Source organism: Microbacterium sp. ER1 (assembly GCF_023383675.1).
Taxonomy (GTDB): Bacteria; Actinomycetota; Actinomycetes; order Actinomycetales; family Microbacteriaceae; genus Microbacterium.
On record NZ_QCXO01000133.1, the window covers coordinates 71,163 to 96,366 of the forward strand.

Here is a 25,204-nt window from a genome sequence, read left to right on the forward strand (position 1 = left end):
CATGGAGCACGACGACATCCTCCTCGACGTCCAGTCGCTGTCCGTGGAGTACGCCTCCCCGGGGCAGGAGCCGGTGCCGGCCGTGCGCGACGTGTCGTTCGCGCTCCGGCGCGGCGAGTTCGTCGGGCTCGTCGGCGAGTCCGGGTCGGGCAAGTCCACGCTCGGCTTCGCGCTCACGCGGCTGCAGAAGCCGCCGGCGCGCATCAGCGGCGGACGCATCCTGTTCGACGGCCGCGACATCCGCGAGCTCGACGCCGAAGAACTGCGGCGTCAGCGGCAGGGCGGCTTCGCGATGGTGCTGCAGTCCGGCATGAACGCGCTGAACCCCGTGCGGACCGTGGGCAACCACTTCCGCGACATCTTCGCCGCGCACGGTCATGTGCCCGCCGAGCAGCGCCAGGCCAGGGCGCGGGAGCTCGTCGGCAAGGTGGGGCTCAAGCCGGAGGTGCTCGACCGATACCCCGGTGAGCTCTCCGGCGGCATGCGGCAGCGCGCCTCGATCGCCCTCGCCCTCTCGCTCGAACCCCAGCTGATGGTGTTCGACGAGCCCACCACCGCGCTCGACGTGCTCGTCCAGCACGCGGTCATGGACACGATCCAGGAGCTGCAGCGGTCCGAGCGCTTCACGGCGATCCTCATCAGCCACGACCTCGGGATCGTCCTCGAGGCGACCGACCGGGTGATGGTCATGCACGAGGGCCGCATCGTGGAGGACGCCCGCAGCCAGGACATCCTGCACCGCCCGCAGGACGAGTACACCCGGATGCTGCTGAGCCACTACGCCGACCCGCGCGCCGAGAAGATCGAGATCCCCGGGTTCGTCGATCTCGGCACCCGCCGCCGGGAGGGACGCAGCCGTACGGACGTCACCGAGACCCTGCCGACCGTGTCGCCGCGGGACGCCCGGCGCGCGGATGCCGCGATCGTCGTGGAGGGCGTGACCAAGCGCTATCCGGCACCGCGCCGCGGCCAGGATCCGGTCGTCGCGGTCGACGACGTGTCCTTCCGCCTGGAGCCGGGGGAGGCGCTGGCGCTGGTCGGTGCCTCCGGCTCGGGCAAGTCGACGATCGCGAAGATGCTCACCGGGGTCGAGAAGCCGACCTCGGGCCGCATCCGCTTCGGCGAAGTCGATGTCGCGGCCCTGAAGCGCCGAGGACTCCGCGACCTCCGCAAGGACGTGCAGATGGTGTTCCAGGATCCGTACGCGGCCCTGAACCCGCTGCACACCGTCGAGTACGCCCTGACCCGTCCCGTCGTGAACTACACGAGGCTGCGCGGGGCGGAGGCCAGGGCCCGTGTGCTCGAACTGCTGGAGACGGTGGGCCTGACGCCCGTCGAGCAGTTCGCCGCCAAGCTGCCGCACCAGCTCTCCGGCGGGCAGCGGCAGCGCGTGGTGATCGCCAGGGCGCTCGCGAGCGACCCGCAGGTGCTCATCGCGGACGAGCCGGTGTCGATGCTCGACGTGTCGCTCCGCGCCGGCGTGCTCGCGCTGCTGGAGGACCTCCGCGAACGGTGGGGCATCAGCATGCTCTACATCACCCACGATCTGCTGAGCGCGCGGCTCGTCACCGAGAACATCCTCGTGCTCAACAGCGGCCGCGTCGTCGAGCGGGGCGAGACCTCGCAGGTGCTGCAGCATCCGGAGGACCCGTACACGGTCGAACTGCTCGACGCCGTGCCGAACCCCGCCCGCGCCCGCTGACGCGCGACGAACGACTGCAAGAAAGAGAGAGGAGCGCATCCGTGCTCGCATTCCCCGACGGCTTCCTCTGGGGCGCCGCGACCGCCGCCCACCAGGTGGAGGGCAACAACACCACGAGCAACTGGTGGGCGATGGAACACGCCCCCGACTCGCCCATGGTCGAGCCCTCCGGTGACGCCGCCGACCACTTCCACCGCTACCCGGAGGACATGCGGCTGCTCGCCGAGGCCGGGCTGAACTCCTACCGGTTCTCAGTCGAGTGGGCGCGGATCGAGCCGGAGCGCGGGTTCGTCTCGCGGGCGATGCTCGACCACTACCGCCGCATGATCGACACCGCCAGGGAGAACGGGCTGGACCCGACGGTCACCCTCATGCACTTCACGGTGCCGCAGTGGTTCCAGAAGGACGGCTTCTGGCGTGCCGACGACGCGGTGGACCTGTTCTCCCGCTATGTGGAGACCGTGCTGCCGATCCTCGACGGCGTGCGCTACGTGTGCACGATCAACGAGCCGAACATCGCCGCGATGCTGGCCGGGGGCGAGGACGCGGCGAACCTCGTCGCCTACGGCCTGCCGAATCCGGACCTCGGCGTCGCGGACACCCTGCTGACGGCCCACCGGCGCGCGTCCGAGATCCTGCACACGGTGCCCGGGGTGCAGGCGGGCTGGACGATCGCCACCCAGGCCTTCCACTCCACCGGCGAGCCCGGCGCCGACGAGATGCTCGCGACGTACGGCGACCCGCGCGACCACTGGTACCTGGAGCAGTCCGCCGGAGACGACTTCGTGGGCGTGCAGGCCTACACCCGCACGTTCATCGGTCCGGAGGGGCCACTGCCGGTGTCGCCGGACGTGGAGACGACGCTCACGGGCTGGGAGTTCTTCCCCGAGGCCCTCGAGCTGGGCGTGCGGAGCGCGTGGGAGCGCAGCGGCCGCGTCCCCGTGCTCGTCACGGAGAACGGCATCGCCACGGCCGACGACACCCGGCGCATCGCCTACACGCAGGGCGCGCTGGAGGGGCTGCACCGCGCCATCAGCGACGGCGTCGAGGTCCGCGCCTACCAGCACTGGAGCGCGCTGGACAACTACGAGTGGGCGAGTGGATTCCGGCCGACGTTCGGTCTCATCGGCTTCGACCACGAGACCTTCGAGCGGTTCCCGAAGCCCTCGCTGGCCTGGCTCGGCGAGGTCGCCCGCCGCAATGGGCTCTGACCAGCCGCACGGCGTAACCACGGGCATGGGGGCACCTAGAATTGTCCCCATGCCCGCTGGCGACTCCTTCTACATCACCACGCCCATCTACTACCCCTCCGATGTGCCGCACATCGGTCACGGGTACACGACGGTGGCCGTCGACACGCTCGCACGGTGGCACCGCCAGGCGGGCGACGACACCTGGATGCTGACGGGCACCGACGAGCACGGTCAGAAGATGCTGCGGGCCGCGGCCGCCAACGGCGTCACCCCGCAGGAGTGGGTCGACAAGCTCGTCAGCGAGAGCTGGTTCCCGCTGCTGAAGACCCTTGACGTCGCGAACGACGACTTCATCCGCACCACGCAGGAGCGGCACGAGACCAACGTGCAGACGTTCTTCCAGCGGCTCTACGACCGCGGGTACATCTACGCGGGCGAGTACGAGGCGCTCTACTGTGTGGGCTGCGAGGAGTTCAAGCCGGAGTCCGAGATCGTCGACGGCACCGGTCCCTTCGAGGGGCTGAAGGTCTGCGCCATCCACTCCAAGCCGCTCGAGCTGCTGCAGGAGAAGAACTACTTCTTCAAGCTCAGCGAGTTCCAGGACCGCCTGCTCGAGCTCTACAAGACCGAGCCCGACTTCGTGCGGCCCGATTCGGCGCGCAACGAGGTCGTCTCCTTCGTGAGCCAGGGCCTCAAGGACCTGTCGATCTCCCGCTCGACCTTCGACTGGGGCATCCCGCTGCCGTGGGACGAGTCGCACGTCATCTACGTGTGGGTCGACGCGCTGCTCAACTACGCCACGGCCGTCGGCTACGGCTCCGACGAGGAGACCTTCGCGCGCCGCTGGCCCGCGTACCACGTGGTCGGCAAGGACATCCTGCGCTTCCACGCCGTGATCTGGCCGGCGCTGCTGATGGCGGCCGGGCTCGATGTGCCGAAGGGCGTCTTCGCGCACGGCTGGCTGCTCGTGGGCGGTGAGAAGATGTCGAAGTCGAAGCTCACCGGCATCGCGCCGACCGAGATCACCGACGTCTTCGGCTCCGACGCGTACCGCTTCTACTTCCTGTCGGCGATCGCGTTCGGCCAGGACGGCTCGTTCTCCTGGGAGGACCTGTCCGCGCGGTACCAGGCCGAGCTCGCGAACGGCTTCGGCAACCTCGCCTCGCGCACGACCGCGATGATCGAGAAGTACTTCGAGGGCATCGTGCCGCCGGCGGCCGAGTACACCGAGGCCGACCTCGCGATCCAGCGGATCGTCGCGGACGCCGCGACGAAGGCGGACGCCGCGATCGGCCAGTTCCGCATCGACGAGGCGATCTCCGCGATCTGGACCATCGTCGACGCGCTCAACGGGTACATCACCGAGAACGAGCCGTGGGCGCTCGCCCGCGACGAGGACCAGCGCGAGCGTCTGGGCACCGTGCTCTACACGTGCGCCGAGGGGCTGCGGGCGCTGGCCGTGCTGCTGTCGCCGGTGATGCCGCAGTCGACCGAAAAGCTGTGGATCGCGCTCGGCGCCGCGGAGACCCTGGGGCGGCTGCAGGACCAGCCGATCCGCGAGGCGGGGGCCTGGGGCGTGCTGAAGCCGGGCACGAGCGTCAACGGCCTCGCGCCGCTGTTCCCGCGCGTGGAGTCCACGGCCTGACATCCGGGCAGGACACCATGGCGGAGACCTACGTGCGCGAGCGCTCGGGCGACGGGCGCAAGGACCGGACCTATCCGGCGGCCCCGGAGCCCCTCGCGGTGCCCGTGTACGACAACCACGCGCACCTCGAGATCGCCGATGGTGACCAGCCCATGTCTCTCAAGACCCAGCTCGACCGGGCGGAGGCCGTCGGTGTCATCGGCGTCGTGCAGGCGTCCGGAGACATCGAGTCGTCCCGCTGGGCGGTCGAGGCCGCCGCGTCCGACCCCCGGGTCCTCGCCGCGGTCGCCATCCACCCGAACGATGCCCCGACGTACGCGGAGGAGGGGCGCCTCGACGAGGCGCTCGCGGTCATCGACGAGCTCGCCGCCCATCCGCGCACGCGCGCGATCGGCGAGACCGGGCTCGACTTCTTCCGCACCGAACCGGAGCGCCGTGCGCCGCAGTTCGCCTCCTTCGAGGCGCACATCGCGCTCGCGAAGAAGCACGGCATCGCGATGCAGATCCACGACCGGGATGCGCACGAGGCCGTGCTGGAGACGCTGACGCGGGTCGGGGCCCCCGAGCGCACCGTGTTCCACTGCTTCTCCGGCGACGAGGCGATGGCTCGGGTGTGCGCCGACGCGGGCTACTACCTGTCGTTCGCCGGGAACGTGACGTTCAAGAACGCGCAGAACCTGCGCGACGCGCTGAAGGTCACCCCGCTCGATCGCCTCCTCGTCGAGACGGACGCTCCGTTCCTCACGCCGGTCCCGCTGCGGGGCCGCCCGAACGCGCCGTACCTCGTGCCTCTCACGGTGCGCTTCCTGGCCGCGGAGCTCGACCTGGACGTGGAAGAGCTCTCCGCGCAGCTCGCCGAGAACACGCTGCGGGTCTACGGCTCGTTCGCCGGCTGACCCTCCCGATCGACGTCCTCGGGCCCGGTCTCGGCGACGGGCTTGGCACTGACGATGTGCGAGATGGGCTTCCACACCAGCACCAGGGTGATCGCCGCCCCGCCGAAGGCGAACCACCACGGTGCCGTCAGGCCCCAGGTCTGCGCGATGACGCCGCCGAGGGCCTGACCGACGATCATGCCGCCGAAGACGCCGACCATGTTGACCGAGGCCACGCGCCCCTGGAGGGAAGCGGGGACGAGGCGCTGCCGGACGGTCGTGGAGATCGTGCCCCACACGAAGGCGTACGCCCCGAAGAAGAACATGATGACGAGGGCCACCGTGCCCGTGGTGGTCAGCGCGAACGCGAGATGCATGAGCACCTCGAGCGAGAGGACGATGCGCATCAGGCTCGCGAACGACACGTGCCGTTCCAGCCAGCCGAAGCTCAGAGTCGCGAGGATGCCGCCCGCCGCGGACGCCGTGGTGAGCGCGCCGTAACCCACGGGCCCCATCTGCAGGTGCTCGGTGGCGTAGAGCACGAGCACGCCCCACGGCGCGGCCCAGGTCACGTTGAAGACGAGGATGATGAGCACGAGCATGCGCACCGGCGGATTGCGCCACAGCCAGCGCAGACCCTCCGCGATGTCGGTGTGCACCGGCGGGTGGCTCTCGGTCTCCCGCGGCGGGACGGGCGTGCGGGCCATGCGGGAGATGAGGACGATCGCGAGCGTCACGCACAGCACCTCGACGAGGAACGGCCATGCGCTCCCGGCGGCGAAGAGGAACGCGCCCAGCGGCGGCCCGGCGAACTGGTTGGCGACGAGATACCCGGCCTGCAGGCGCGCGTTCCCGATACCGAGGTCTGCCGGCTTCACGAGCATCGGCAGCAATGTGCTCCCCGCGGTGTCGACGAAGACCTCGGCGGTGCCGTAGAGGAACGCGACGGCGAGGACGATCCCGATGTTCGCGGTTCCCGTCACGAGGAACACGCAGAGGGCCGCGAGCACGACGGCGCGCACGGCGTTGGCGGTCATCACCAGGCGCCGCCGATCGAAGCGGTCGGCGATGGCCCCTGCGTGCAGTCCGAAGAGCAGCCACGGTAGGAACTGCAGGATGGCGCCGGAGGCCACGAGGATCGGCGACGACGTCATCGACGCGATGAGCAGGGGAGCGGCGGCCAGCGCCACACCGTCTCCGATGTTGCTCGTCCACGACGACGCGAGCAGCCAGCGGAAATCCCTGCCCAGGCGCCGCGGAGCGATCAGTTCACCGAGGGAGGGCACCTCCGAAGGATAGCGATGATCACGGACATCACCCAGGAACCGGGCACGGCCCGTCATCCGGGAGAATGGGACCATGACCGTCACCTTGCTCGGGGCCACCGAGATCCGCCGTCTGGCCGCCGAGCTCGATGTCACCCCCACCAAGAAGCTCGGACAGAACTTCGTCGTCGACGCGAACACCGTCCGCAAGATCGTCCAGGCCGCCCGTGTACAGCCGGGGGAGCGGGTGGTCGAGGTCGGACCGGGACTCGGGTCGCTGACCCTCGCGATCCTCGAGGCGGGGGCCGCCGTCACCGCCGTGGAGATCGACCACCGCCTGGCCGCCCGCCTGCCGCAGACCGCGGCCGAGCACGGCGTCCCGGAGGGGATGCTCACGGTGGTCGACGCGGACGCCCTCCGCGTGACGGAGCTGCCCGGCGAGCCGACCGTCCTCGTCGCGAATCTGCCGTACAACGTGTCGGTGCCGGTCCTGCTGCACTTCCTGGAGACGTTCCCGTACCTGCAGCGGGGCGTCGTGATGGTGCAGGCGGAGGTGGCCGAGCGGCTCGCCGCGAAGCCGGGGTCGAAGATCTACGGCTCGCCGAGCGTCAAGGCCGCCTGGTACGGCGAGTGGAAGCTCACCGGGAACGTCTCCCGCCAGGTGTTCTGGCCGGTGCCGAACGTCGACAGCCTCCTCGTCGGCTTCGACCGCTCCGAGGGCGAGCGCGGCCCGGTGGAGGAGCGCCGGCGCACCTTCGCCATCGTCGACGCGGCCTTCAACCAGCGGCGCAAGATGCTCCGGCAGGCCCTCTCCGGCCTCTTCGGCAGCTCCGCCGCGGCAACCGAGGTGCTCACCGCCGCCGGCGTCGCGCCGACCGCCCGCGGGGAGGACCTCACGGTCGACGACTACCAGCGGATCGCCCAGCACGCAACGGCGATCGAGGGTTCCGGCGTCAGCGGCTAATCTGGCACGGTGACCGACTCCCCCCGCTTCCGCCCCGACGTCCCCGAACTGCACCGTCCGTACGCCGCCGACGAGGGCCGCTACGGACGGTTCGCCTACCGTCAGGTGGGCGCCTCCGGCCTCTACCTGCCCCCGATCTCGCTCGGGCTCTGGTGGAACTTCGGCGACAACATCCCGCTCGACAACCAGCGGGCTCTCCTGCGTCACGCGTTCGACAACGGGATCACGCACTTCGACCTGGCGAACAACTACGGCCCGCCGTACGGCTCGGCCGAGAAGAACTTCGGCCGCATCTTCGCGGAGGACCTGCGTCCGTACCGCGATGAGCTGATCATCTCGTCGAAGGCCGGCTGGGACATGTGGCCCGGACCGTACGGCGACTATGCGAGCCGGAAGTACATCCTCGCGAGCGCCGAGCAGTCGCTCACCCGCATGGGGCTGGACTACGTCGACATCTTCTACTCGCACCGCGTCGACCCGGTCACCCCGATCGCCGAGACGGTCGGCGCGCTCGACACCCTGGTGCGCCAGGGCAAGGCGCTGTACGTCGGCATCTCCTCGTACAGCGCGGAGCGCACGGCCGAGGCCGTCGCCGTGGCGAAGGAGCTGGGGACGCCCCTGGTCATCCACCAGCCCGCGTACTCGATCCTCAACCGCTGGATCGAGGACGGCCTCACGCAGACCCTGGAGGAGTCGGGCCTCGGCGCCATCGCCTTCACCCCGCTCGCCCAGGGGCTGCTCACCGACAAGTACCTCGGCGACGGCACGGCCGAGCGCGCACAGCAGCGCGGTTCGCTGCCGAACGGCAAGCTGTCCGAGGACGCGGTCCAGACCCTCCGGGCGCTGAACGAGGTCGCGCAGGGCCGGGGGCAGTCGCTCGCGCAGCTCGCGCTGCAGTGGACGCTGCGCACCCCGGTCGTCGCCTCGGCGCTCATCGGCGCCTCCCGGACGGAGCAGCTCGACGAGAACCTCGCCGCGCTCGACGGTCCCGCGTTCACCGACGAGGAGCTCCGCCGCATCGACGAGCTCGCGGGCGCCATCGACGTGAACCTGTGGGCGACCTCCTCGGACCTGTGACCCGCTCATGAGCCTCGCCGCATCCTCCGGGTCCGTGCACGTGCGCGCGCCGGGGAAGATCAACGTCTACCTCGGTGTCGGCGGGCGCCATGACGACGGCTATCACGCACTCGCGACGGTCTTCCAGGCGGTGTCGCTGTACGAGGACGTGATCGCCAGGAACGCCGACGACTTCTCGATCACGGTGACCGGGGTGGAGGACGACGGCTCGGTGCCGCTCGACGACCGGAACCTCGCGATGCGGGCCGCCAAGCTGCTGGCGACGGCGACGGATCACCCCGGAGGGGTCGCGCTGCAGATCCGGAAGAGCGTCCCGGTCGCCGGCGGTATGGGCGGGGGCTCCGCGGACGCCGCGGCCGCCCTGATCGCCTGCGACGCGCTGTGGGGCACGGGACTCTCCGCGGCCCGCTTGCACGATCTCGCGGCCCGGCTCGGTGCGGATGTCCCCTTCGCGCTGCACGGCGGCACCGCCGTGGGCACCGGCCGCGGCGATCAGCTGAACCCGGCGCTCGCCCGCGGGCGCTTCGACTGGCTGCTGGTGACCAGCGACGAGGGGCTGTCCACGCCAGCCGTGTACACCCGGCTCGACGAGCTGCGCGAGCAGGAGGGGGCGCTCGCCGACGATCCGCCGCTCTCGCTCGACGTGCCGATCCCGGTGCTGCAGGCGCTGCGGACCGGAGACGCCTGGCAGCTCGCCGACGCGCTCCACAACGACCTCCAGGCGGCCGCGCTCGACCTGCGACCGGATCTGGCGCAGACCATCGAACGCGGGGTCGCGGCCGGTGCGCTGCACGGTCTCGTGTCCGGCTCGGGGCCGACCGTGGCCCTCCTCTGCGCGGATCCCGAGTCCGCGCAGGCGGTGCAGACGGCCCTCCGCGAGGACGGTCTCGATCCGCTGCACGTGCACGGCGCCGTCCCCGGGGCCCGCATCATCGGCTGAGCCTGCCCGATTCCCTCGCGTCCGAGCGGCGAGGAGCGTACGCACGGTCGAGGTGCACCCGGCGGGTCATCGCAGACATAATGAAGTAGTCATGTGACCGTGCACACGCGAGGAGGCTGGATGTCCACCTCCTCCGAGCGTGCCCGTATGCCGAGCATCCGCGACGTCGCCCGTCTCGCCGGCGTCTCGCATCAGACCGTCTCCCGGGTGCTCAACGATCACCCCAGCATCCGCCCGGAGACCAAGGCGAAGGTGCTCGACGCGATCGCCGTGCTCGACTACCGTCCCAATCTGGCGGCGCGCGCGCTCGTGACGAGCAAGTCGAACATGCTCGGCATCCTGTCCGCGACGATCGGCGAGTTCGGACCGACGTCGTCCATCGCCGGCATCGAGGACGCGGCGCGCGAGGAGGGGTACTCCGTCTCCACGCTCAACCTCCCCGCGACCACGCCGGAGGCGATCGGCAACGCCGTGCGCCAGCTCGAGCGCGAGCAGGTGGACGGCATCGTCGTGCTCGCCCCGCAGGTGCGGGTCTTCCATGTCCTGCGCGGCATGAACGTCACCATGCCCTTCGTGACCCTGCAGACCGCCTCGGGATCGGACGGCGTCAGCCTCTCCGCCGACCAGGTGGCGGGGGCGAAGGCGGCGACCGAGCACCTGATCGCGCTGGGGCACAGCGACATCCTCCACCTCGCCGGGCCGCAGGACTGGATCGAGGCGGAGTCCCGGATGCGCGGGTATCTGGATGCGCTCCGCGACGCCGACCTGCCGACGTTCCCGCCGATCCGCGGGGACTGGACGGCCGACTTCGGCTATTTCGCCGGCAAGGAGCTCTCGCTGCGGCGCGACTTCACGGCGGTGTTCGCGGCGAACGACCTCATGGCCATCGGACTGCTGCACGGCTTCCGCGACGCCGGGCTGCGCGTGCCGCATGACGTGAGCGTGATCGGCTTCGACGACATCCCGGTCGCGGCGCACGTGGCGCCGACGCTGAGCACGGTGCACCAGGACTTCCCCGAGCTCGGGCGGCGCGCCGTGCGCATCCTCCTCGCCGAGATCCGGGGCGAGAAGACCCCCGCGTTCGGCCCGCTGCAGACCCTCCTGCGGGCGCGCGAATCCGCTGCATCACGGTAGCGACACGAAAACACGCCGCGGACTTGACACCGCTCCCGCGGAAGACGACGATATACCGATGTGAACGGTCACATCGAAGGTGACCGCACGTCGCGAGGAAGATCCGTGAGCACCACAGCAACGTTGCCGACCGTGTCAGGCCCGATCCTGGAGATGCGCCGCATCACCAAGGAGTTCCCGGGAGTCAAGGCGCTCGCCGACGTCTCGATCACCGTCCGCGCCGGCGAGATCCACGCGATCTGCGGCGAGAACGGCGCCGGGAAGTCGACGCTGATGAAGGTCCTCTCGGGGGTGTACCCGTACGGCACGTACGACGGCGAGATCCTCCTGTACGGCCAGGAGCAGCGCTTCAAGGACATCGCGGCCAGCGAGCAGGCCGGCATCGTCATCATCCACCAGGAGCTCGCGCTCATCCCGGAGCTCTCGGTCACCGAGAACATCTTCCTCGGCAACGAGATCCGTCGCTTCGGCCGCATCGACTGGCAGGCGCAGAAGGAGCGCACCATCGAGCTCCTCGCCCGCGTCGGCCTGGACGAGGACCCGGACGTGCCGATCAAGACCCTCGGCGTCGGCAAGCAGCAGCTCATCGAGATCGCCAAGGCGCTGAACAAGGACGTCAAGCTGCTCATCCTCGACGAGCCCACCGCCGCGCTCAACGAGAACGACTCGCAGCACCTCCTCGACCTGATCCTCGGGCTCAAGGCCAAGGGCATCGCGTCGATCATGATCAGCCACAAGCTCAACGAGATCGAGCAGATCGCCGACGAGATCACGATCATCCGCGACGGCCGCACGGTGGAGACGCTGGACATCTCCCGCGGCGAGATCAACGAGGACCGCATCATCCGCGGCATGGTCGGCCGGTCGCTGGAGAGCCGCTACCCGGACCGCACGCCGGAGATCGGCGAGGTGTTCTTCGAGGTCAAGGACTGGTGGGTGCAGCACCCGACCGTCCCGGAGCGCATGGTCGTGAAGGGCTCGAGCATCAACGTCCGCCGCGGCGAGGTGGTGGGCATCGCCGGCCTCATGGGCGCCGGCCGCACCGAGCTGGCGATGAGCATCTTCGGCCGCTCCTACGGCACGTTCCTCTCCGGCACGCTCGTCAAGGACGGCCAGGAGATCGAGCTCCCCGACGTCGCCGCCGCGATCAAGCACGGCCTCGCGTACGTGAGCGAGGACCGCAAGGTGCTCGGGCTCAACCTGCTCGACACCATAAAGCGGTCCATCGTCGCGGCGAAGCTCTCCAAGATCGCGCACAACGGCGTCGTCGACTCCCGCGAGGAGTTCTCGGTGGCGGAGCGCTACCGCAAGACCCTGCGCATCAAGACCCCGTCGGTGGAGGAGGGCGTCGGCAAGCTCTCCGGAGGCAACCAGCAGAAGGTCGTCCTGGCGAAGTGGATGTTCACCGACCCCGACCTGCTGATCCTCGACGAGCCCACCCGCGGCATCGACGTCGGCGCCAAGTACGAGATCTACGCGATCATCAACGAGCTCGCCGCCCAGGGCAAAGGCGTGATCGTGATCTCCAGCGAGCTGCCCGAGCTGCTCGGCATCTCCGACCGCATCTACACCGTGTTCGAAGGCCGGGTCACCGACTGCATCCCGGCCGACCAGGCGACCCCCGAAGACCTCATGCGCAGCATGACCTCCGCGACCCAGAAAGCATCCGCATGACCACCGACTCGACCACCGCGAAGCGCGGCTTCCACTTCAAGGACATCACGAAGATGTTCGGGGGAGGGCAGTCGACCCTCCGTCAGTTCGGCATCCTCGGCAGCCTCGTCGTCATCCTCGTCGTCTTCCAGGTGCTGACGTGGATCTTCAAGGGCACCGGCCTCACGCTGTCCTCCGGCAACCTCATCAACGTCGTCAACCAGTACTCGTACATCCTGATCCTGGCGATCGGCATGGTGATGGTCATCATCATGGGGCACATCGACCTCTCGGTCGGATCCGTCGCCGCGTTCACGGGCATCGTCGTGGCGAAGGCCATGCAGGACTGGAACCTCCCCTGGCCGCTGGGCATCCTCCTCGGTCTCGGTGTCGGCGTGCTCGTCGGCGCCTGGCAGGGATTCTGGGTCGCCTACGTCGGGGTGCCGGCGTTCATCGTGACGCTGGCCGGCATGCTGTTCTTCCGCGGTGCGAACCAGGCGGTGGGCGACTCGCAGTCGGTGCCCGTGCCGGAGGGCTTCAAGATCATCGGCGCCGGCTACCTGCCGGAGATCGCCCTGCCGCTTCCGTTCAACATCCCGACCATGCTGCTGGCGCTCGCCGGCGTCGCATGGATCGTCTTCTGGGAGATCCGCACCCGCCGCATCCAGCGCAAGATGGGCTCCGACATGGCGCCGCTGTGGGTGAGCGTGACGAAGGTCGTCCTCATCTCGGCCGTCATCCTCGTCGCCGGCTGGCTGTTCGCCACCGGACGGGAGGGCACGAGCTTCCCGATCTCTGGCGTCATCCTCCTCGCTCTCGTCATCCTCTACTCGTTCATCACGAACAACACCGTCTTCGGCCGTCACATCTACGCGGTCGGCGGCAACCGCCAGGCGGCGCGCCTCTCGGGCGTGAAGGACCGCTGGGTCGACTTCTTCGTGATGATGAACATGTCGGTCCTCGCCTCGCTCGCCGGCATGATCTACGTCGCCAGGGCGACCGCGTCCGGCCCGCAGGACGGCAACGGGTGGGAGCTCGACGCGATCGCCTCCGTCTTCATCGGCGGCGCGGCCGTCTCCGGCGGCATCGGCACGGTGATCGGCTCGATCATCGGTGGTCTCGTGATGGCGTTCCTGAACAACGGCCTCGCGCTGCTCGGCGCCGGTGCCGACGTCGTCTCGATGATCAAGGGCCTCGTGCTCCTCTTCGCCGTCGGCGTCGACGTGTGGAACAAGCAGCAGGGCCGTCCGTCGATCATCGGGTTCCTCACGCGCCGTCTCGGCCGCAAGCAGGATCCGGCCACCGACACGTTCGATCCCACGAAGACGAACTACCCCACCAGTCAGAAGTACGAAGCCCCCGCCGTCGAGAAGACGCGCGGAAAGTAAGGGCCGCGTCGCGCAACGCAGGCGCGACGGGACCTGCACACACCAGAGAAAGAGATCACATGAAGAAGATCCTTCTGTCGGCGACAGCGCTTGTCGTCGCGGGCGCGTTCGCCCTCACCGGCTGCTCCTCGGAGCGCGGCGGTGACTCGGGTTCGGGGTCGGGCGATGAGGCCGCCTCGGGCTTCGACGCCGGCTCCACGATCGGTGTCGCTCTGCCCGACAAGACCTCGGAGAACTGGGTCCTGGCCGGTCAGCTGTTCACCGACGGTCTCGAAGAGGCCGGCTTCAAGGCGGACGTGCAGTACGCGCCCGCCAGCAACACGGTCGCCGAGCAGCAGAACCAGATCCAGGCGATGGTCACCGGTGGCGCCAAGGTCATCATCATCGGCGCCAAGGACGGCAAGCAGCTCACCACGCAGGTGGAGGCCGCCCGTGACGCGGGTGTCGCGGTCATCGCCTACGACCGTCTCATCGAGAACACCGACGCCGTGGACTACTACGTCGCCTTCGACAACTTCGAGGTCGGCAAGCTCCAGGGTCAGGCGCTGCTCGACGGTCTCGCCGAGCGCGCGGGCCACGAGGCGCCGTACAACATCGAGCTGTTCTCGGGCTCGCCGGACGACGCCAACTCGGCCGTGTTCTTCAACGGGGCGATGGAGGTGCTGCAGCCGAAGATCGACGACGGCACGCTGAACGTCGTCTCCGGGCAGACCGAGATCTCCCAGACGGCGACCGAGGGCTGGAAGCCGGAGAACGCGCAGCGTCGCATGGACTCGATCCTCACGTCGAGCTACGGCTCGGAGACGCTCGACGGCGTCCTGTCCCCGAACGACACCCTCGCCCGCGCCATCATCACCTCGGCGCAGCAGGCCGGCAAGCCCGTCCCGGTGGTCACCGGTCAGGACTCCGAGGTCGAGTCGGTGAAGTCGATCATGGAGGGCGTGCAGTACTCCACGATCAACAAGGACACCACGCTGCTCGTGGAGCAGGCCATCAAGATGGTCGGTCAGCTCCAGAAGGGTGACGAGGTCGACGTCAACGACACCGACCAGTACGACAACGGCAAGAAGGTCGTCCCGGCCTACCTGCTCCCGCCGGTCATCGTGACCAAGGAGAACGCGGCCGAGGCCTACGCCAACGTCCCGAGCCTCCTCGAGATCGTGAAGTCGTACGAGTAAGCCGTAGCGCGAACATCCGGGTTCCCAGAGAACATCGGACACGACGAGCCGTCCGGACCCTCGGGTCCGGGCGGCTCGTCGCCGTTGCGGCGCGTCACCGTCCTGCCTTCAGCCGACGGGCCGCCATCGCCGCGTCGCCAGGGCGAGGAGGAGCGCCGCCATCGTCAGCGTGGCCGCGAGAGCGACGGGGGAGAGCGGACCCGCCCCGCTCGCGAGGGGCCACGCTCCCGACGCCGGTCCGATCGCAGCGCCGATGTTCAAGGCCGCGGTCGCGTAGGACCCTCCCATGGTCGGGGCGCCGGAGGCGGCATACAGCACCCGGGTGATCAGTGTGCTTCCGACGCCGAACGAGGCCATGCCCTGCGCGAAGACGAGGAACAGCAGGGGTATCGGCTGCGTCGCGACCGCCGCCAGGACGATCCAGCCGCCGAGGAGCACCGGGCCGCCGACCGCGAGGAGGACACCGGCATGCCGATCGGCGAACCGACCCGCGATGGTCACGCCGAGGAACGAGCCGATGCCGAACAGGACCAGCGCGAGCGGGACCGCAGCGTCGGGCATGCCCGCGACCTCGGTGACGATCGGCGCGAGGAACGTGAAGACCGCGAAGGTCCCCGCGTTCACCAGGGCCGCCAGGGTCATCGCGAGGGCCAGGCGCGGTGTCCCCAGGAGCGCGAGCTCCGTGCGGAGGGCCGGTTCCTTCCGGGGGAGTGGTGCCGGGGCGGGGCCGGGCTCCGTGGCCGGGATCGTCGTCGGCACGCCGCGGAGGATTCCGAGCAGCGCAGGGAGGCAGAGGAGCGCGACAGCGGCGAAGGTCGCCCGCCAGCTCAGCGCGGTGCCGAGGATGGCGCCCACAGGGACGCCGACGATGGTGGCGACGGTCGTCCCGGAGAGCAGCACCGCGAGCGCTCGTCCGGTGCGCTCGCGGGGGACGAGGAGGGTCGCCGTGCGCAGGGCGACGGCGAGGAAGCCGGCGTTCGCGAGGGCGCTGAGTACGCGCGTGACGAGCAGAAGCTCGAACAGGGACGTCACCGCGCCGACGGCATGGCACGCGGCGAAGAGCGCGAGGCAGGCGACGAGTGTGCGGCGTGGGGGCCAGCTGCGCGCGAACGCGGCCATGGCGGGTGCGCCGATGACCATGCCGACCGCGAAGGCGGAGGTGAGGAGGCCCGCCGTGCCGACCGGGACGTCGAGCTCGTGCGCGATCGCGGGGAGGAGTCCCGCGAGCATGAATTCGGAGGTGCCCATGACGAAGACCGCCAGGGCAAGGGCATAGAGGGGGAAAGGCATCGAGTGCTCCGAGGTGAGAGGGAAGAGGAATGCTTCTCGTCACCACGGTCAGCGCCCGGGTCACCGGCGCGCGCCCGCCGGCAGGGCGGACGAAGGGATCAGCGGTTCGCGGGGCTGACGGTGTGACCGGCAGCCCCCGACCTGTCTGATTCGGGGCTCGACATGCCCTCCACTCTAGGGCTGACGGCGGGAGACCACGGAGGTTCCTCGGCGAAGGTGACGGTGTGCGGAGGCGGCGGTCGGTCGATGTAGGTCCGGCCGGTGGGGCTCGTCCACTCCAGAACGCCGCCCGGCCCCTGCTCGACGTGCCACGGGGAGTGGTGTTTGAGCATGTGATGTCGTCGGCAGAAGGTCGCCAGGTTGTCGTGCGCGGTCTCTCCGCCGAGCGCCGCATCGTGATTGTGATCGAGGTCACACTTCCGCGGTGCGAGGCCGCAGCCCGGGAAGCGGCAGCGTTGATCGCGGGCCCGCAGGTGTCGGCGGAGGTCTTCGCTCGGGCGATACCGGTCGACGGCCAGCAGCGCCCCGCTGATCGGGTGGGTGAGCACCCGGTCCCAGCCGCTCGCCGCGCCGGCCAGACGGCGGGCCGTGGCCGGATCGATCGGGAAGATCCCGTCCAGCTCGGCGGCGAGGATCCGAGTGCCCTCTGTCGTCCGTTCCTGCTCCCCGTGCATCAGCGTCAGCACCGGCACGGTGACCTCGACGCGCGCCCGAAGCTCCGAGAGCAGCCCCTCTTCCGAGTCATGGCCCGCCGGAGCGCCGGTCAGGACGAGGTCGGCGAGCAGATCCGCGCGCAGCTGATCCACGGTCCTGTCGTCGAGGATGCTCTCCTCCGCCTCCCGACGCCGTGCCTGCGCGTTCTCCTCCCGCACGGCATGCGCCATCTGGGAGAGCCGGTCGTACATCCCGTGCACGAGCGCCGCGGGGCCACGCGCGCCGAGCTCGGCCATGCCGTCCTCGAGATCGGTCACCCAGACGCGGCGCAGCTCCCTGGCGTCACGATGTCGCTCGACGAGGGTCCGCTCCCGGAACCGGTCGGCCAGTCGGCGCACGAGTCGGCGTATCCGGTTCGGAGATTCCGCAGCGGCCACCTCGATCGCCTCCGCCGCGAAACGCGAACGGTCGTCCGGGTCATGGAGGTGAGCCCCCGCCTCCACGATCACGCGTGCATGCGCGGCGCTGATCCGCCCGGCGCCCTGAGCCTCCCAGACGGCGGGGAACCGTTCGACCAACCAGGACGCATCGGACATCCGCCGCTCGATCGTGCGGTCGCTGACGCGCTGTGCGGCCCCGATCTCCGCGGCGACCGTGCGGATCGCCATGTCGCCGCCGTCCGGATGCCGAGCCTGCCGGGCGATGTCGACCGCCAGTCGCCCCGCCATCGCGAGCAGTCCGTCGCGGGCCGCCTGCATGCTGCTCAGCGTCTTCTCCGCCGCTTCCAGCCCCTCCACCAGATCGGCGAGCATCGCCATCTGGGAGTCGGTCGCGTCGAGCAGTGCGGGCATGACGGCAGTCCATCACCGACCACCGACATTCGAACGAAGATTCGAAGGATTCTGGCCGAAAGTCGTATCACGAAAGGATAACGACCGTGGTTGACTGGCTCCGTGCTCCTGAACGTCATCGAAGCCGGGGAGGGCGACCGCGTCGCCGTGCTGCTGCACGGCATGATGGGGTCCGCCGAGAGCTGGCACCGCGTGGTCCCGCTGCTCGTGGAACGCGGCTTCCGCGTGCTCGCGCTCGATCTGCCCGGCCACGGCCTCTCTCCGCGTGACCCGGAGCTCACGATCGAGACGGCGGCCGATGCCGTCGTCGCCACGCTCGCGCAGACGGCGCTCCCTCCGGGGGCAGGTTCCGCAGCGGGGGACGGGGCGGCCTCGCCGCTCGCCGTCGCCGTCGGGCACTCCTTCGGCGCCACCGTGCTCGCCGCCGCCGCGCCCCGCCTCGATCCGAGTCTCGCGGTCTACGTCGACGCGCCGCTCGCCCTCCAGGGCGGCCAGGACCGCGCCTCTCTCATCTCGCAGTACGAGCATGATCGCCGCGCGCGCATGTCGCCCGCAGAACTCCGCAAGCTCCGGCCCTTCTACTCCGTCGACGATGCCACGGTCGAGGCGCGGGCGGCCGAGCGCTTCGATCCGCCGACCGCGGCCTCCGTCTCCTGCGGGGAGGACGGTCATTGGACCGCCGCCCCCGGCTCCATCGTTGTCCGCGCGGAACCCAGTGCCTGGGTCACCGACGAGGACGCGCGGCGGTTCGAGCACGGTGGGGTGACGGTACGCAGCATCCCCGGGGCCGCTCACACCGTCTGGTACAGCCACTTCGAGGTCTTCACCGCCGCGCTGCCGGAGCTCTTCGCCCCGTCGCTGGTCTGACCGGGAGACCGTCCGACGCGGCGCGACTACCCTGGAGAGGACATGGCACATCTTCTCGGGGCCGAAGCCCTGCACCTCGAATACCCGACCCGCGTCGTCTTCGACGCCGTGACCCTCGGCATCGAGGAGGGCGACCGCATCGGCATCGTCGGCCGGAACGGCGACGGCAAGTCGAGCCTCCTCGGCATGCTCGCCGGCACGAAGGAGCCGGACTCCGGCCGGGTGACCGTCCGCGGCGGCACCCGCATCGGCGTGCTGGACCAGGCCGACACCCTCCCCGACGACATCACGATCGGCGCCGCCGTGGTCGGCGACATGGCAGAGCACGAATGGGCCGGAGACGCCCGCGTCCGCGACGTGATCGAGGGGCTGCTGACCGATCTTCCCTGGGACGCGCAGATCGGCTCCCTCTCCGGCGGTCAGCGCCGCCGCGTGTCGCTCGCGAAGCTGCTCACCGGAGACTGGGACGTCATCGCTCTCGACGAGCCGACGAACCACCTCGACGTCGAGGCGATCACCTGGCTCGCCGGGCACCTCAAGAAGCGCTGGCCCGCGAACGCCGGAGCCCTCCTCGTCGTGACCCACGACCGGTGGTTCCTCGACGAGGTCTGCACCGAGACGTGGGAGGTGCACGACCGCATCGTCGAGCCCTTCGAGGGCGGCTATGCGGCCTACATCCTGCAGCGCGTGGAGCGCGACCGCATGGCGGCGGCGACCGAGGCGAAGCGGCAGAACCTCGCCCGCAAGGAGCTCGCCTGGCTGCGCCGCGGTGCCCCGGCCCGCACCAGCAAGCCCAAGTTCCGCATCGATGCGGCCAACGAGCTCATCGCCGACGTGCCCGAGATCCGCGACAAGGTCTCGCTGCAGTCGCTCGCCGTCTCGCGGCTGGGCAAGGACGTCGTCGACCTGCTCGATGTGGGGGTGACGTACCCTTCGACAGGCTCAGGGACCCAGGCGGGATCCGGAACCGGCGGGAAGACCGTGCTGAAGGACGTGGAGTGGCGGATCGCCCCGGGCGAGCGCACGGGCATCCTCGGCGTGAACGGCGCCGGGAAGTCCACACTCCTGGGGCTCATCTCGGGCACGGTCGAGCCCACAGAGGGGCGGATCAAGCGCGGGAAGACCGTGCAGGTGCGCACGCTCACGCAGCGCCTCGACGAACTCCTCCCGCACTGGAACGACCCCGTGCGCGTGGTCATCTCGGGCCTGCGCACCTCGTACACGCTCGGCGCCGGGTCGAAGGCGCAGGACCTCACACCAGGACAGCTCCTGGAGCGGCTCGGGTTCTCCTCGGCTCAGCTCTCGACGCCGGTGAAGGATCTCTCCGGCGGCCAGCAGCGCCGGTTGCAGCTGCTGCTCGTGCTGCTCGACCAGCCGAACGTGCTCATCCTCGACGAGCCCACGAACGACATGGACACCGACATGCTCGCCGCGATCGAGGACCTCCTCGACTCCTGGTCGGGCACCCTCCTCGTCGTGAGCCACGACCGGTACTTCCTGGAGCGGGTGACGGATCAGCAGTACGCGATCCTTCCCGGTCCGGACGGCGCGGGGCGCCTGCGGCATCTCCCGGGCGGCGTCGACGAGTACCTGCGGCTGCGGCAGCGCGTCGAGAGCGCCCCGGCGACCTCGACGGCGGCCTCTGCCCCCGCAGCGAGCGGTCTCGACGGCGCGGCTCTCCGGGCGGCGCAGAAGGAAGCCGCCGCCCTCGAGCGTCGCATCCAGAAGCTCACGCAGCAGGTCGACGCGGCCAAGCACGCCCTCGCCGACCACGACCAGTCCGACTATGCGGGCCTCGGCGAGCGGATGAAGGCGATCACGGCGCAGGAGGCCGAGATCGAGGAGCTGGAGCTGCGCTGGTTCGAACTCACGGAGCAGATCGGCTGACGGAGGAATATCCTTCTCCCACGACTGTTGGGAGTAGCGATGGAAGGCCTCGAAGTAACCGTCCTGCTCGGACTCACGATTCTCGTCGGAACCCTGATCGCCCCGCGCGTGCGTCTCGCGCTGCCCCTCGTCCTCGTCATCCTCGGACTGTTGCTGGGATTCATCCCGCCGCTGCGCGAGGTCCAGCTGCCGCCGGAGACCGTCCTGCTGCTGTTCCTGCCGGTGATGCTGTTCTGGGAGAGCCTCACGACATCGCTGCGGTCTATCCGCCGCGACTTCCGCTACATCGTGCCGATGAGCACGCTCCTCGTCGTCGCCTCCGCGTTCGCGGTGGCCGGCATCGGCGTGCTGTTCGGCATGCCCTGGGAGATCGCCCTCATCCTCGGGGCCGCGGTCGCGCCGCCCGATGCCACGGCCGTCGCCGCCCTCGGCCGGCTGCTGCCTCGTCGGATGTTCATGAAGCTCAAGGCCGAGAGCCTGACCAACGACGGCACCGCGCTCGTGCTCTACGCCATCGCGGTGTCCCTCGCACTGGGCGGCCAGGTCACGCCGCTCTCGGTCACCTGGGACGTGCTGGTGTCGTACGTGGGCGGGATCGCCGCGGGCATCGCGGTCGCGGCCCTGGCCACGCTGCTGCTGCGCCGCATCTCCTCCACCATCGTGATCAACGTCACGCTGCTGCTCGTGCCGTTCTCCGCGTTCCTGCTCGCCGAGCTCGTCCACGCGTCCGGCGTGCTCGCCGTGGTCGTGGCCGGACTCATCGTCGCCTGGGTGTCGCCGCGCGTGACGACGGCGGCCTCGCGCCGACAGGCCGACGCGGCCTGGCCGTTCGGCGTCTTCCTGTTGAACGGGGCGCTGTTCGTGCTCATCGGCCTCGAGGTGCAGTTCGTCGCCCACGAGATCTCCGCCGCCGCCATCGGCCGCCTGGTGCTCGTGACGCTCGCCGTGTGGGCGACGCTCTTCGCCGTGCGGTACGTGTTCCAGCTCCTCAACGTGCTGTTCCAGCGCCGCCCGGCCGAACGCCCGCCGCGCGGCGCCCGCTCCCGCGCCCGACTCGTGTCCACGGTCGCCGGCATGCGCGGCGCGGTGTCGCTGGCGATCGCGCTGTCGGTGCCGACCGGTGTCTCCGCAGGGAGCATGGTGGGCGGGCGTGACGAGATCGTCTTCGTGACCGCCGGGGTGATCCTGCTCAGCCTCCTCGTGCAGGCGCCTCTCCTTCCGGCGCTCGTGCGCTGGGCGCGATTCCCGGTCGACCATGCCGAGGACGAGGAGTACGAGCTCGCCGAGCGGGCGATCTCGGGTGCGGCCCTGGCCGCGCTCGACGACCTCGCCGCGGAGCACGGCATCGGCCAGGAGGTGCGCGATCGGGTGCGCGCCGAGGGGTACCAGGCGCTGGAGTTCGCGAACGCCCGGACGCTCGCGCGGGAGCAGGCGCTCATCGACGCCGAGGCCGACGCCCTGGACGAGATGCTCGGCGCCCCCGATCCCTACGGCACCGGGGGAGAGGCGCGCAGCCGCGAGGACGATGACGAGGACGCGGGTAACGTGGCGGTGTCGGCAGGGACCGCCCCCGACCCCGAGGCGACGGACGGCACGACGCTGCAGATGATCGCGACCTCCGCCGACGTGGACCTCGCCCAGCGCTCGCCGCTCGTGCGGCACGAGGAGCACACCCGGCTCAAGCTCGCGCTGCTCGACCGCAAGCGCGAGGTGCTGCTCGGGCTCCGCGGCGCCGGCACCGTGGACGACATGGTGGTCCGCCGGATCTCCGCCCGTCTCGACCTGGAGCAGGTGCGTCTGCAGGGCATCGAAGAGTTCGACTGATCCGATCCCGCACGGCTGTGACGCCGTGTGACATCCCGATTCCGCGACAGCGCGCCCTCCTGCCTAACGTTGTCGAGTCCCGCCAGGAAGGAACCCTCATCATGTCCCGCCGCACCACCTCCGCCCTCGCCGCGCTCGCCGTGGTCCCGCTGTTCGTCGCCCTCGCCGGGTGCGCCACCTCGTCCTACGCGGGTTCCGGCGACGGCGGCTCCGAGAACGAGACCGTCAAGATCGGTGTCGTCGGGAAGGGCGACGCGCAGTGGGCGCCCTTCGTCGAGGCCGCCGCCGACGAGGGCATCACGGTCGAGCTCGTCGACTTCGGGTCCTACGAGCAGCCGAACCCGGCGCTGACCGAGGGCGAGATCGACCTCAACCAGTTCCAGCACATCGTGTACCTCGCGGAGTACAACAACGCCTCGGGTTCCGACCTCACGCCCATCGGCTCGACCGCCATCTACCCGCTCGGCCTGTACTCGACGAAGTACGACGACGTCGACGACATCAAGAAGGGCGACACGGTCGCGGTTCCCGACGACGCCTCGAACCAGGCACGCGCGCTCAACGTGCTGCAGCAGGCGGGCCTGCTCGAGCTCAAGAGCGGCGGCACGCCGTACTCCGACCTCGCCGACATCGATGCCGACAAGTCGAAGGTGAAGGTGACGGCCCTCGAAGGTGCGCTCATCCCGACCTCGCTCCCGGACGTCGCGGCCGCGATCATCAACAACGACTTCGTCGAGGACGCCGGACTGACGTTCGACGACGCGATCGCGCAGGACGACCCGGAGGACCCGAACGCCCTCCCGTACGTCAACATCTTCGCCGCGCGCGCGGAGGACGCGGACAACGAGACGTACCAGAAGCTCGTCGAGATCTTCCAGACGAACGAGGATGTGCAGGCGGGGCTGCTCGAGTCCTCCGGCGACACCGCGGTGGCGCTGCGCACGCCGGTGGAGGACCTCGTGGCCTCGCTGGAGAAGGTCCAGAAGGACGCCGCAGAGAAGTAGTCGGCCGCGGGGCGTCATCTGCCCCCTGTTCGATGAGGGAGAATCGGGTGGCGCTTCGTGCGCCGCCCGATTCTCCGTTTCCCGAGAACCAGACCGGAGCACCACATGCCGATCGTCACCCTGACGAACGTCTCCAAGACCTACCCCTCCCGCAGCCAGGGCGATCGCGAGATCGTCGCCGTCGACGACGTCACCCTCTCCATCGACAAGGGCGACGTCTTCGGCATCATCGGATACTCCGGTGCGGGGAAGTCGACGCTCGTGCGTCTCATCAACGCGCTCGAGCCGGCCACCCGCGGCACCATCACGGTGGACGGAGTCGACATCACGGCGCTCAAGGAGAGCGAGCTGCGCGCCGTGCGCGGCGGCATCGGGATGATCTTCCAGCAGTTCAACCTGTTCTCCTCGCGCAGCGTCAAGGCCAACATCGCGTACCCGCTCAAGCTCGCCGGCTGGTCGAAGCCGGACATCGAGGCGCGCGTCGCCGAGCTGCTGTCGTTCGTGGGGCTCGCCGACAAGGCGAAGGCATACCCGGAGCAGCTCTCCGGTGGACAGAAGCAGCGCGTCGGGATCGCCCGCGCGCTCGCCACCAAGCCCGCCATCCTCCTCGCGGATGAAGCGACGAGCGCGCTCGATCCGCAGACCACGCACGAGGTCCTCGACCTGCTCAAGCGCGTCAACGAGGAGCAGGGCGTCACGATCGTCGTCATCACCCACGAGATGGATGTGATCCAGACCATCGCCACCCGCGTCGCCGTCATGGAGAACGGGCGGGTCATCGAGCAGGGCGACGTCTTCGATGTCTTCTCCGCCCCGCGGAATCCGGCGTCTCAGCGGTTCGTCGGCACGGTGGTGAAGGGGGTGCCCTCGCCGTCGGAACTCGCGGTGCTGCGGGACCGGCATACCGGACGCCTGGTGACCCTGTCGTTCCGCGACGGCGACTCGTCGCAGGCCCAGGTGTTCCTCGACCTCGCCTCGGCGGGTCTCGACTTCGAGCTCGTCTACGGCGGGATCAACGACATCCGGGGTCGTGCGTTCGGCCACCTCACGCTCGCCATCCGGGGTGACCGCGCGGCGATCGACAGGGCCCTGGCGCGTATCGCGGAGCGTGTCGAAGTCACCGTCATCGCTGGAGAGGAGGGTCGCTGATGGATCGTCTGAACGAACTGTGGCCGGAGTTCTGGCAGGCCGCGCTCGAGACCCTGTACATGACGTCGTTCGCGCTCGTGCTCGGGGGGATCCTCGGGCTGGCGGTGGGCGTCCTGCTGTACGTGACGCGCCCCGGCGGACTGATGCCGAACCGCGTCGTCTCCGGGCTCATCAACTTCGTGGTGAACTTCTTCCGACCGATCCCGTTCGTCATCTTCATGGCGGTGGCGCAGCCGTTCGCGCGCCTGGTCGTCGGCAGCGGCATCGGCACCACCGCCGGAGCCTTCATCATCGGTCTCGCGGCGGCGTTCGCGATCGGCCGCATCGTCGAGCAGCATCTCGTCTCCGTGTCGCCGGGCGTGATCGAGGCGGCGCGGGCGATGGGCGCCGGGCCGTGGCGGATCCTCTTCACCGTCGCGATCCCCGAGTCGCTCGGCCCCCTCATCCTCGGTTACACCTTCATCGTCGTCGCGCTCATCGACATGACCGCGATGGCCGGGCTCATCGGCGGCGGCGGGCTCGGGGCCTTCGCGCAGATCTACGGTTTCCGGCAGTTCGAGCCGCTCGTGATGTGGGCGGCGATCATCCTCATCGTGGTGTTCGTGCACCTCGTGCAGCTCCTCGGCACCCGGCTCGCGCGGAAGGTCATGCGCCGCTGAGGCCG

The 25,204-nt window shown here is 69.8% G+C and carries 20 protein-coding genes; 17 read left to right on the top strand and 3 right to left on the bottom strand.

Translation table 11 applies throughout. The features are described from left to right. The first annotated feature begins 1 nt into the window (after position 1). Genes BV453_RS08140 through BV453_RS08155 form a run of 4 tightly spaced genes read left to right on the top strand, consistent with a single transcriptional unit; the run spans position 2 to position 5,436 of the window. Positions 2 to 1,702 (top strand): ABC transporter ATP-binding protein, encoded by a 1,701-nt coding sequence (locus tag BV453_RS08140; protein WP_374209027.1) that lies wholly within the window; start codon positions 2 to 4, stop codon positions 1,700 to 1,702. A gap of 41 nt (positions 1,703 to 1,743) precedes the next feature. Continuing rightward, positions 1,744 to 2,913: a family 1 glycosylhydrolase gene (locus BV453_RS08145; protein WP_249521338.1), complete on the top strand. Its 1,170-nt coding sequence runs from the start codon at positions 1,744 to 1,746 to the stop codon at positions 2,911 to 2,913. A gap of 49 nt (positions 2,914 to 2,962) precedes the next feature. Beyond that, entirely contained in the window at positions 2,963 to 4,540 is a 1,578-nt protein-coding gene (gene metG / locus BV453_RS08150; RefSeq protein ID WP_025105612.1) for a methionine--tRNA ligase, read from the top strand. A 17-nt stretch (positions 4,541 to 4,557) separates the two neighbouring features. After that, positions 4,558 to 5,436 (top strand): TatD family hydrolase, encoded by an 879-nt coding sequence (locus BV453_RS08155; protein ID WP_126893582.1) that lies wholly within the window; start codon positions 4,558 to 4,560, stop codon positions 5,434 to 5,436. On the opposite strand, the gene BV453_RS08160 is transcribed toward BV453_RS08155, so the two are convergent. Beyond that, on the bottom strand, positions 5,415 to 6,701 hold the full coding sequence (locus BV453_RS08160) for an MFS transporter (RefSeq protein WP_126893583.1): 1,287 nt from the start codon (positions 6,699 to 6,701) through the stop codon (positions 5,415 to 5,417). The genes BV453_RS08155 and BV453_RS08160 overlap by 22 nt on opposite strands. A 73-nt stretch (positions 6,702 to 6,774) precedes the next feature. Here BV453_RS08160 and rsmA point away from each other — a divergent pair, with 73 nt between their 5' ends. The 7 genes from rsmA (at position 6,775) to BV453_RS08195 (ending at position 15,014) form a co-directional block, all read left to right on the top strand. After that, positions 6,775 to 7,644 (top strand): 16S rRNA (adenine(1518)-N(6)/adenine(1519)-N(6))-dimethyltransferase RsmA, encoded by an 870-nt coding sequence (gene rsmA, locus BV453_RS08165; RefSeq protein WP_249521339.1) that lies wholly within the window; start codon positions 6,775 to 6,777, stop codon positions 7,642 to 7,644. 9 nt (positions 7,645 to 7,653) lie between these two features. Then, positions 7,654 to 8,721, top strand: a complete 1,068-nt coding sequence (gene mgrA / locus BV453_RS08170) for an L-glyceraldehyde 3-phosphate reductase (RefSeq protein WP_085606093.1) — start codon at positions 7,654 to 7,656, stop codon at positions 8,719 to 8,721. 7 nt (positions 8,722 to 8,728) lie between these two features. Further along, positions 8,729 to 9,661 (top strand): 4-(cytidine 5'-diphospho)-2-C-methyl-D-erythritol kinase, encoded by a 933-nt coding sequence (locus tag BV453_RS08175; RefSeq protein ID WP_085606090.1) that lies wholly within the window; start codon positions 8,729 to 8,731, stop codon positions 9,659 to 9,661. A 120-nt stretch (positions 9,662 to 9,781) separates the two neighbouring features. After that, positions 9,782 to 10,795, top strand: coding sequence for a LacI family DNA-binding transcriptional regulator (locus BV453_RS08180; RefSeq protein WP_249521340.1), 1,014 nt, complete (start codon positions 9,782 to 9,784; stop codon positions 10,793 to 10,795). Between the two features lie 153 nt (positions 10,796 to 10,948). Beyond that, a complete protein-coding gene (mmsA, locus tag BV453_RS08185) occupies positions 10,949 to 12,469 on the top strand; it encodes a multiple monosaccharide ABC transporter ATP-binding protein (protein ID WP_274543256.1) in 1,521 nt (506 codons plus the stop codon). Further along, entirely contained in the window at positions 12,466 to 13,836 is a 1,371-nt protein-coding gene (gene mmsB / locus BV453_RS08190) for a multiple monosaccharide ABC transporter permease (protein WP_249521341.1), read from the top strand. Before mmsA ends, mmsB begins: the two co-directional genes overlap by 4 nt. A gap of 59 nt (positions 13,837 to 13,895) precedes the next feature. Further along, positions 13,896 to 15,014: a sugar-binding protein gene (locus BV453_RS08195; protein ID WP_249521342.1), complete on the top strand. Its 1,119-nt coding sequence runs from the start codon at positions 13,896 to 13,898 to the stop codon at positions 15,012 to 15,014. 108 nt (positions 15,015 to 15,122) lie between these two features. On the opposite strand, the gene BV453_RS08200 is transcribed toward BV453_RS08195, so the two are convergent. Together BV453_RS08200 and BV453_RS08205 are read right to left on the bottom strand one after the other, a co-directional pair. Further along, the gene (locus tag BV453_RS08200; RefSeq protein WP_249521343.1) at positions 15,123 to 16,304 is read right to left on the bottom strand and encodes a Cmx/CmrA family chloramphenicol efflux MFS transporter; all 1,182 of its coding nucleotides are present in this window, start codon (positions 16,302 to 16,304) and stop codon (positions 15,123 to 15,125) included. A 98-nt stretch (positions 16,305 to 16,402) separates the two neighbouring features. Further along, positions 16,403 to 17,809 carry an HNH endonuclease signature motif containing protein gene (locus BV453_RS08205; protein ID WP_249521344.1) on the bottom strand — a complete coding sequence of 469 codons (1,407 nt, stop codon included), beginning with the start codon at positions 17,807 to 17,809 and terminating at the stop codon, positions 16,403 to 16,405. A 102-nt stretch (positions 17,810 to 17,911) separates the two neighbouring features. On the opposite strand from BV453_RS08205, the gene BV453_RS08210 reads away from it, so the two are divergent. From BV453_RS08210 to BV453_RS08235, 6 genes are all read left to right on the top strand, one after another. Beyond that, positions 17,912 to 18,676, top strand: a complete 765-nt coding sequence (locus BV453_RS08210; RefSeq protein WP_249521345.1) for an alpha/beta fold hydrolase — start codon at positions 17,912 to 17,914, stop codon at positions 18,674 to 18,676. A gap of 42 nt (positions 18,677 to 18,718) precedes the next feature. Then, positions 18,719 to 20,563, top strand: coding sequence for an ABC-F family ATP-binding cassette domain-containing protein (locus tag BV453_RS08215; protein ID WP_249521346.1), 1,845 nt, complete (start codon positions 18,719 to 18,721; stop codon positions 20,561 to 20,563). A 39-nt stretch (positions 20,564 to 20,602) separates the two neighbouring features. Continuing rightward, a complete protein-coding gene (locus BV453_RS08220) occupies positions 20,603 to 22,387 on the top strand; it encodes a Na+/H+ antiporter (RefSeq protein ID WP_025105626.1) in 1,785 nt (594 codons plus the stop codon). A gap of 101 nt (positions 22,388 to 22,488) precedes the next feature. Continuing rightward, complete coding sequence (locus tag BV453_RS08225) at positions 22,489 to 23,391, top strand: MetQ/NlpA family ABC transporter substrate-binding protein (protein WP_249521347.1); 903 nt, start codon at positions 22,489 to 22,491, stop codon at positions 23,389 to 23,391. Between the two features lie 105 nt (positions 23,392 to 23,496). After that, complete coding sequence (locus BV453_RS08230; RefSeq protein WP_025105628.1) at positions 23,497 to 24,540, top strand: methionine ABC transporter ATP-binding protein; 1,044 nt, start codon at positions 23,497 to 23,499, stop codon at positions 24,538 to 24,540. Continuing rightward, the gene (locus tag BV453_RS08235) at positions 24,540 to 25,199 is read left to right on the top strand and encodes a methionine ABC transporter permease (RefSeq protein WP_025105629.1); all 660 of its coding nucleotides are present in this window, start codon (positions 24,540 to 24,542) and stop codon (positions 25,197 to 25,199) included. Before BV453_RS08230 ends, BV453_RS08235 begins: the two co-directional genes overlap by 1 nt. Positions 25,200 to 25,204: the final 5 nt, after the last annotated feature.

What these genes read in the sequence shown, in the direction of transcription:
- mmsB (WP_249521341.1), top strand. Translation starts at nt 12,466, where the DNA reads ATGACCACCGACTCGACCACCGCGAAGCGCGGCTTCCACTTCAAGGAC.
- BV453_RS08195 (WP_249521342.1), top strand. Translation starts at nt 13,896, where the DNA reads ATGAAGAAGATCCTTCTGTCGGCGACAGCGCTTGTCGTCGCGGGCGCG.
- rsmA (WP_249521339.1), top strand. Translation starts at nt 6,775, where the DNA reads ATGACCGTCACCTTGCTCGGGGCCACCGAGATCCGCCGTCTGGCCGCC.
- BV453_RS08230 (WP_025105628.1), top strand. Translation starts at nt 23,497, where the DNA reads ATGCCGATCGTCACCCTGACGAACGTCTCCAAGACCTACCCCTCCCGC.
- BV453_RS08205 (WP_249521344.1), bottom strand. Translation starts at nt 17,809, where the DNA reads ATGCCCGCACTGCTCGACGCGACCGACTCCCAGATGGCGATGCTCGCC.
- BV453_RS08225 (WP_249521347.1), top strand. Translation starts at nt 22,489, where the DNA reads ATGTCCCGCCGCACCACCTCCGCCCTCGCCGCGCTCGCCGTGGTCCCG.
- BV453_RS08220 (WP_025105626.1), top strand. Translation starts at nt 20,603, where the DNA reads ATGGAAGGCCTCGAAGTAACCGTCCTGCTCGGACTCACGATTCTCGTC.
- BV453_RS08180 (WP_249521340.1), top strand. Translation starts at nt 9,782, where the DNA reads ATGTCCACCTCCTCCGAGCGTGCCCGTATGCCGAGCATCCGCGACGTC.
- mmsA (WP_274543256.1), top strand. Translation starts at nt 10,949, where the DNA reads ATGCGCCGCATCACCAAGGAGTTCCCGGGAGTCAAGGCGCTCGCCGAC.
- BV453_RS08200 (WP_249521343.1), bottom strand. Translation starts at nt 16,304, where the DNA reads ATGCCTTTCCCCCTCTATGCCCTTGCCCTGGCGGTCTTCGTCATGGGC.
- BV453_RS08155 (WP_126893582.1), top strand. Translation starts at nt 4,558, where the DNA reads ATGGCGGAGACCTACGTGCGCGAGCGCTCGGGCGACGGGCGCAAGGAC.
- BV453_RS08215 (WP_249521346.1), top strand. Translation starts at nt 18,719, where the DNA reads ATGGCACATCTTCTCGGGGCCGAAGCCCTGCACCTCGAATACCCGACC.
- BV453_RS08175 (WP_085606090.1), top strand. Translation starts at nt 8,729, where the DNA reads ATGAGCCTCGCCGCATCCTCCGGGTCCGTGCACGTGCGCGCGCCGGGG.
- BV453_RS08235 (WP_025105629.1), top strand. Translation starts at nt 24,540, where the DNA reads ATGGATCGTCTGAACGAACTGTGGCCGGAGTTCTGGCAGGCCGCGCTC.
- BV453_RS08140 (WP_374209027.1), top strand. Translation starts at nt 2, where the DNA reads ATGGAGCACGACGACATCCTCCTCGACGTCCAGTCGCTGTCCGTGGAG.
- metG (WP_025105612.1), top strand. Translation starts at nt 2,963, where the DNA reads ATGCCCGCTGGCGACTCCTTCTACATCACCACGCCCATCTACTACCCC.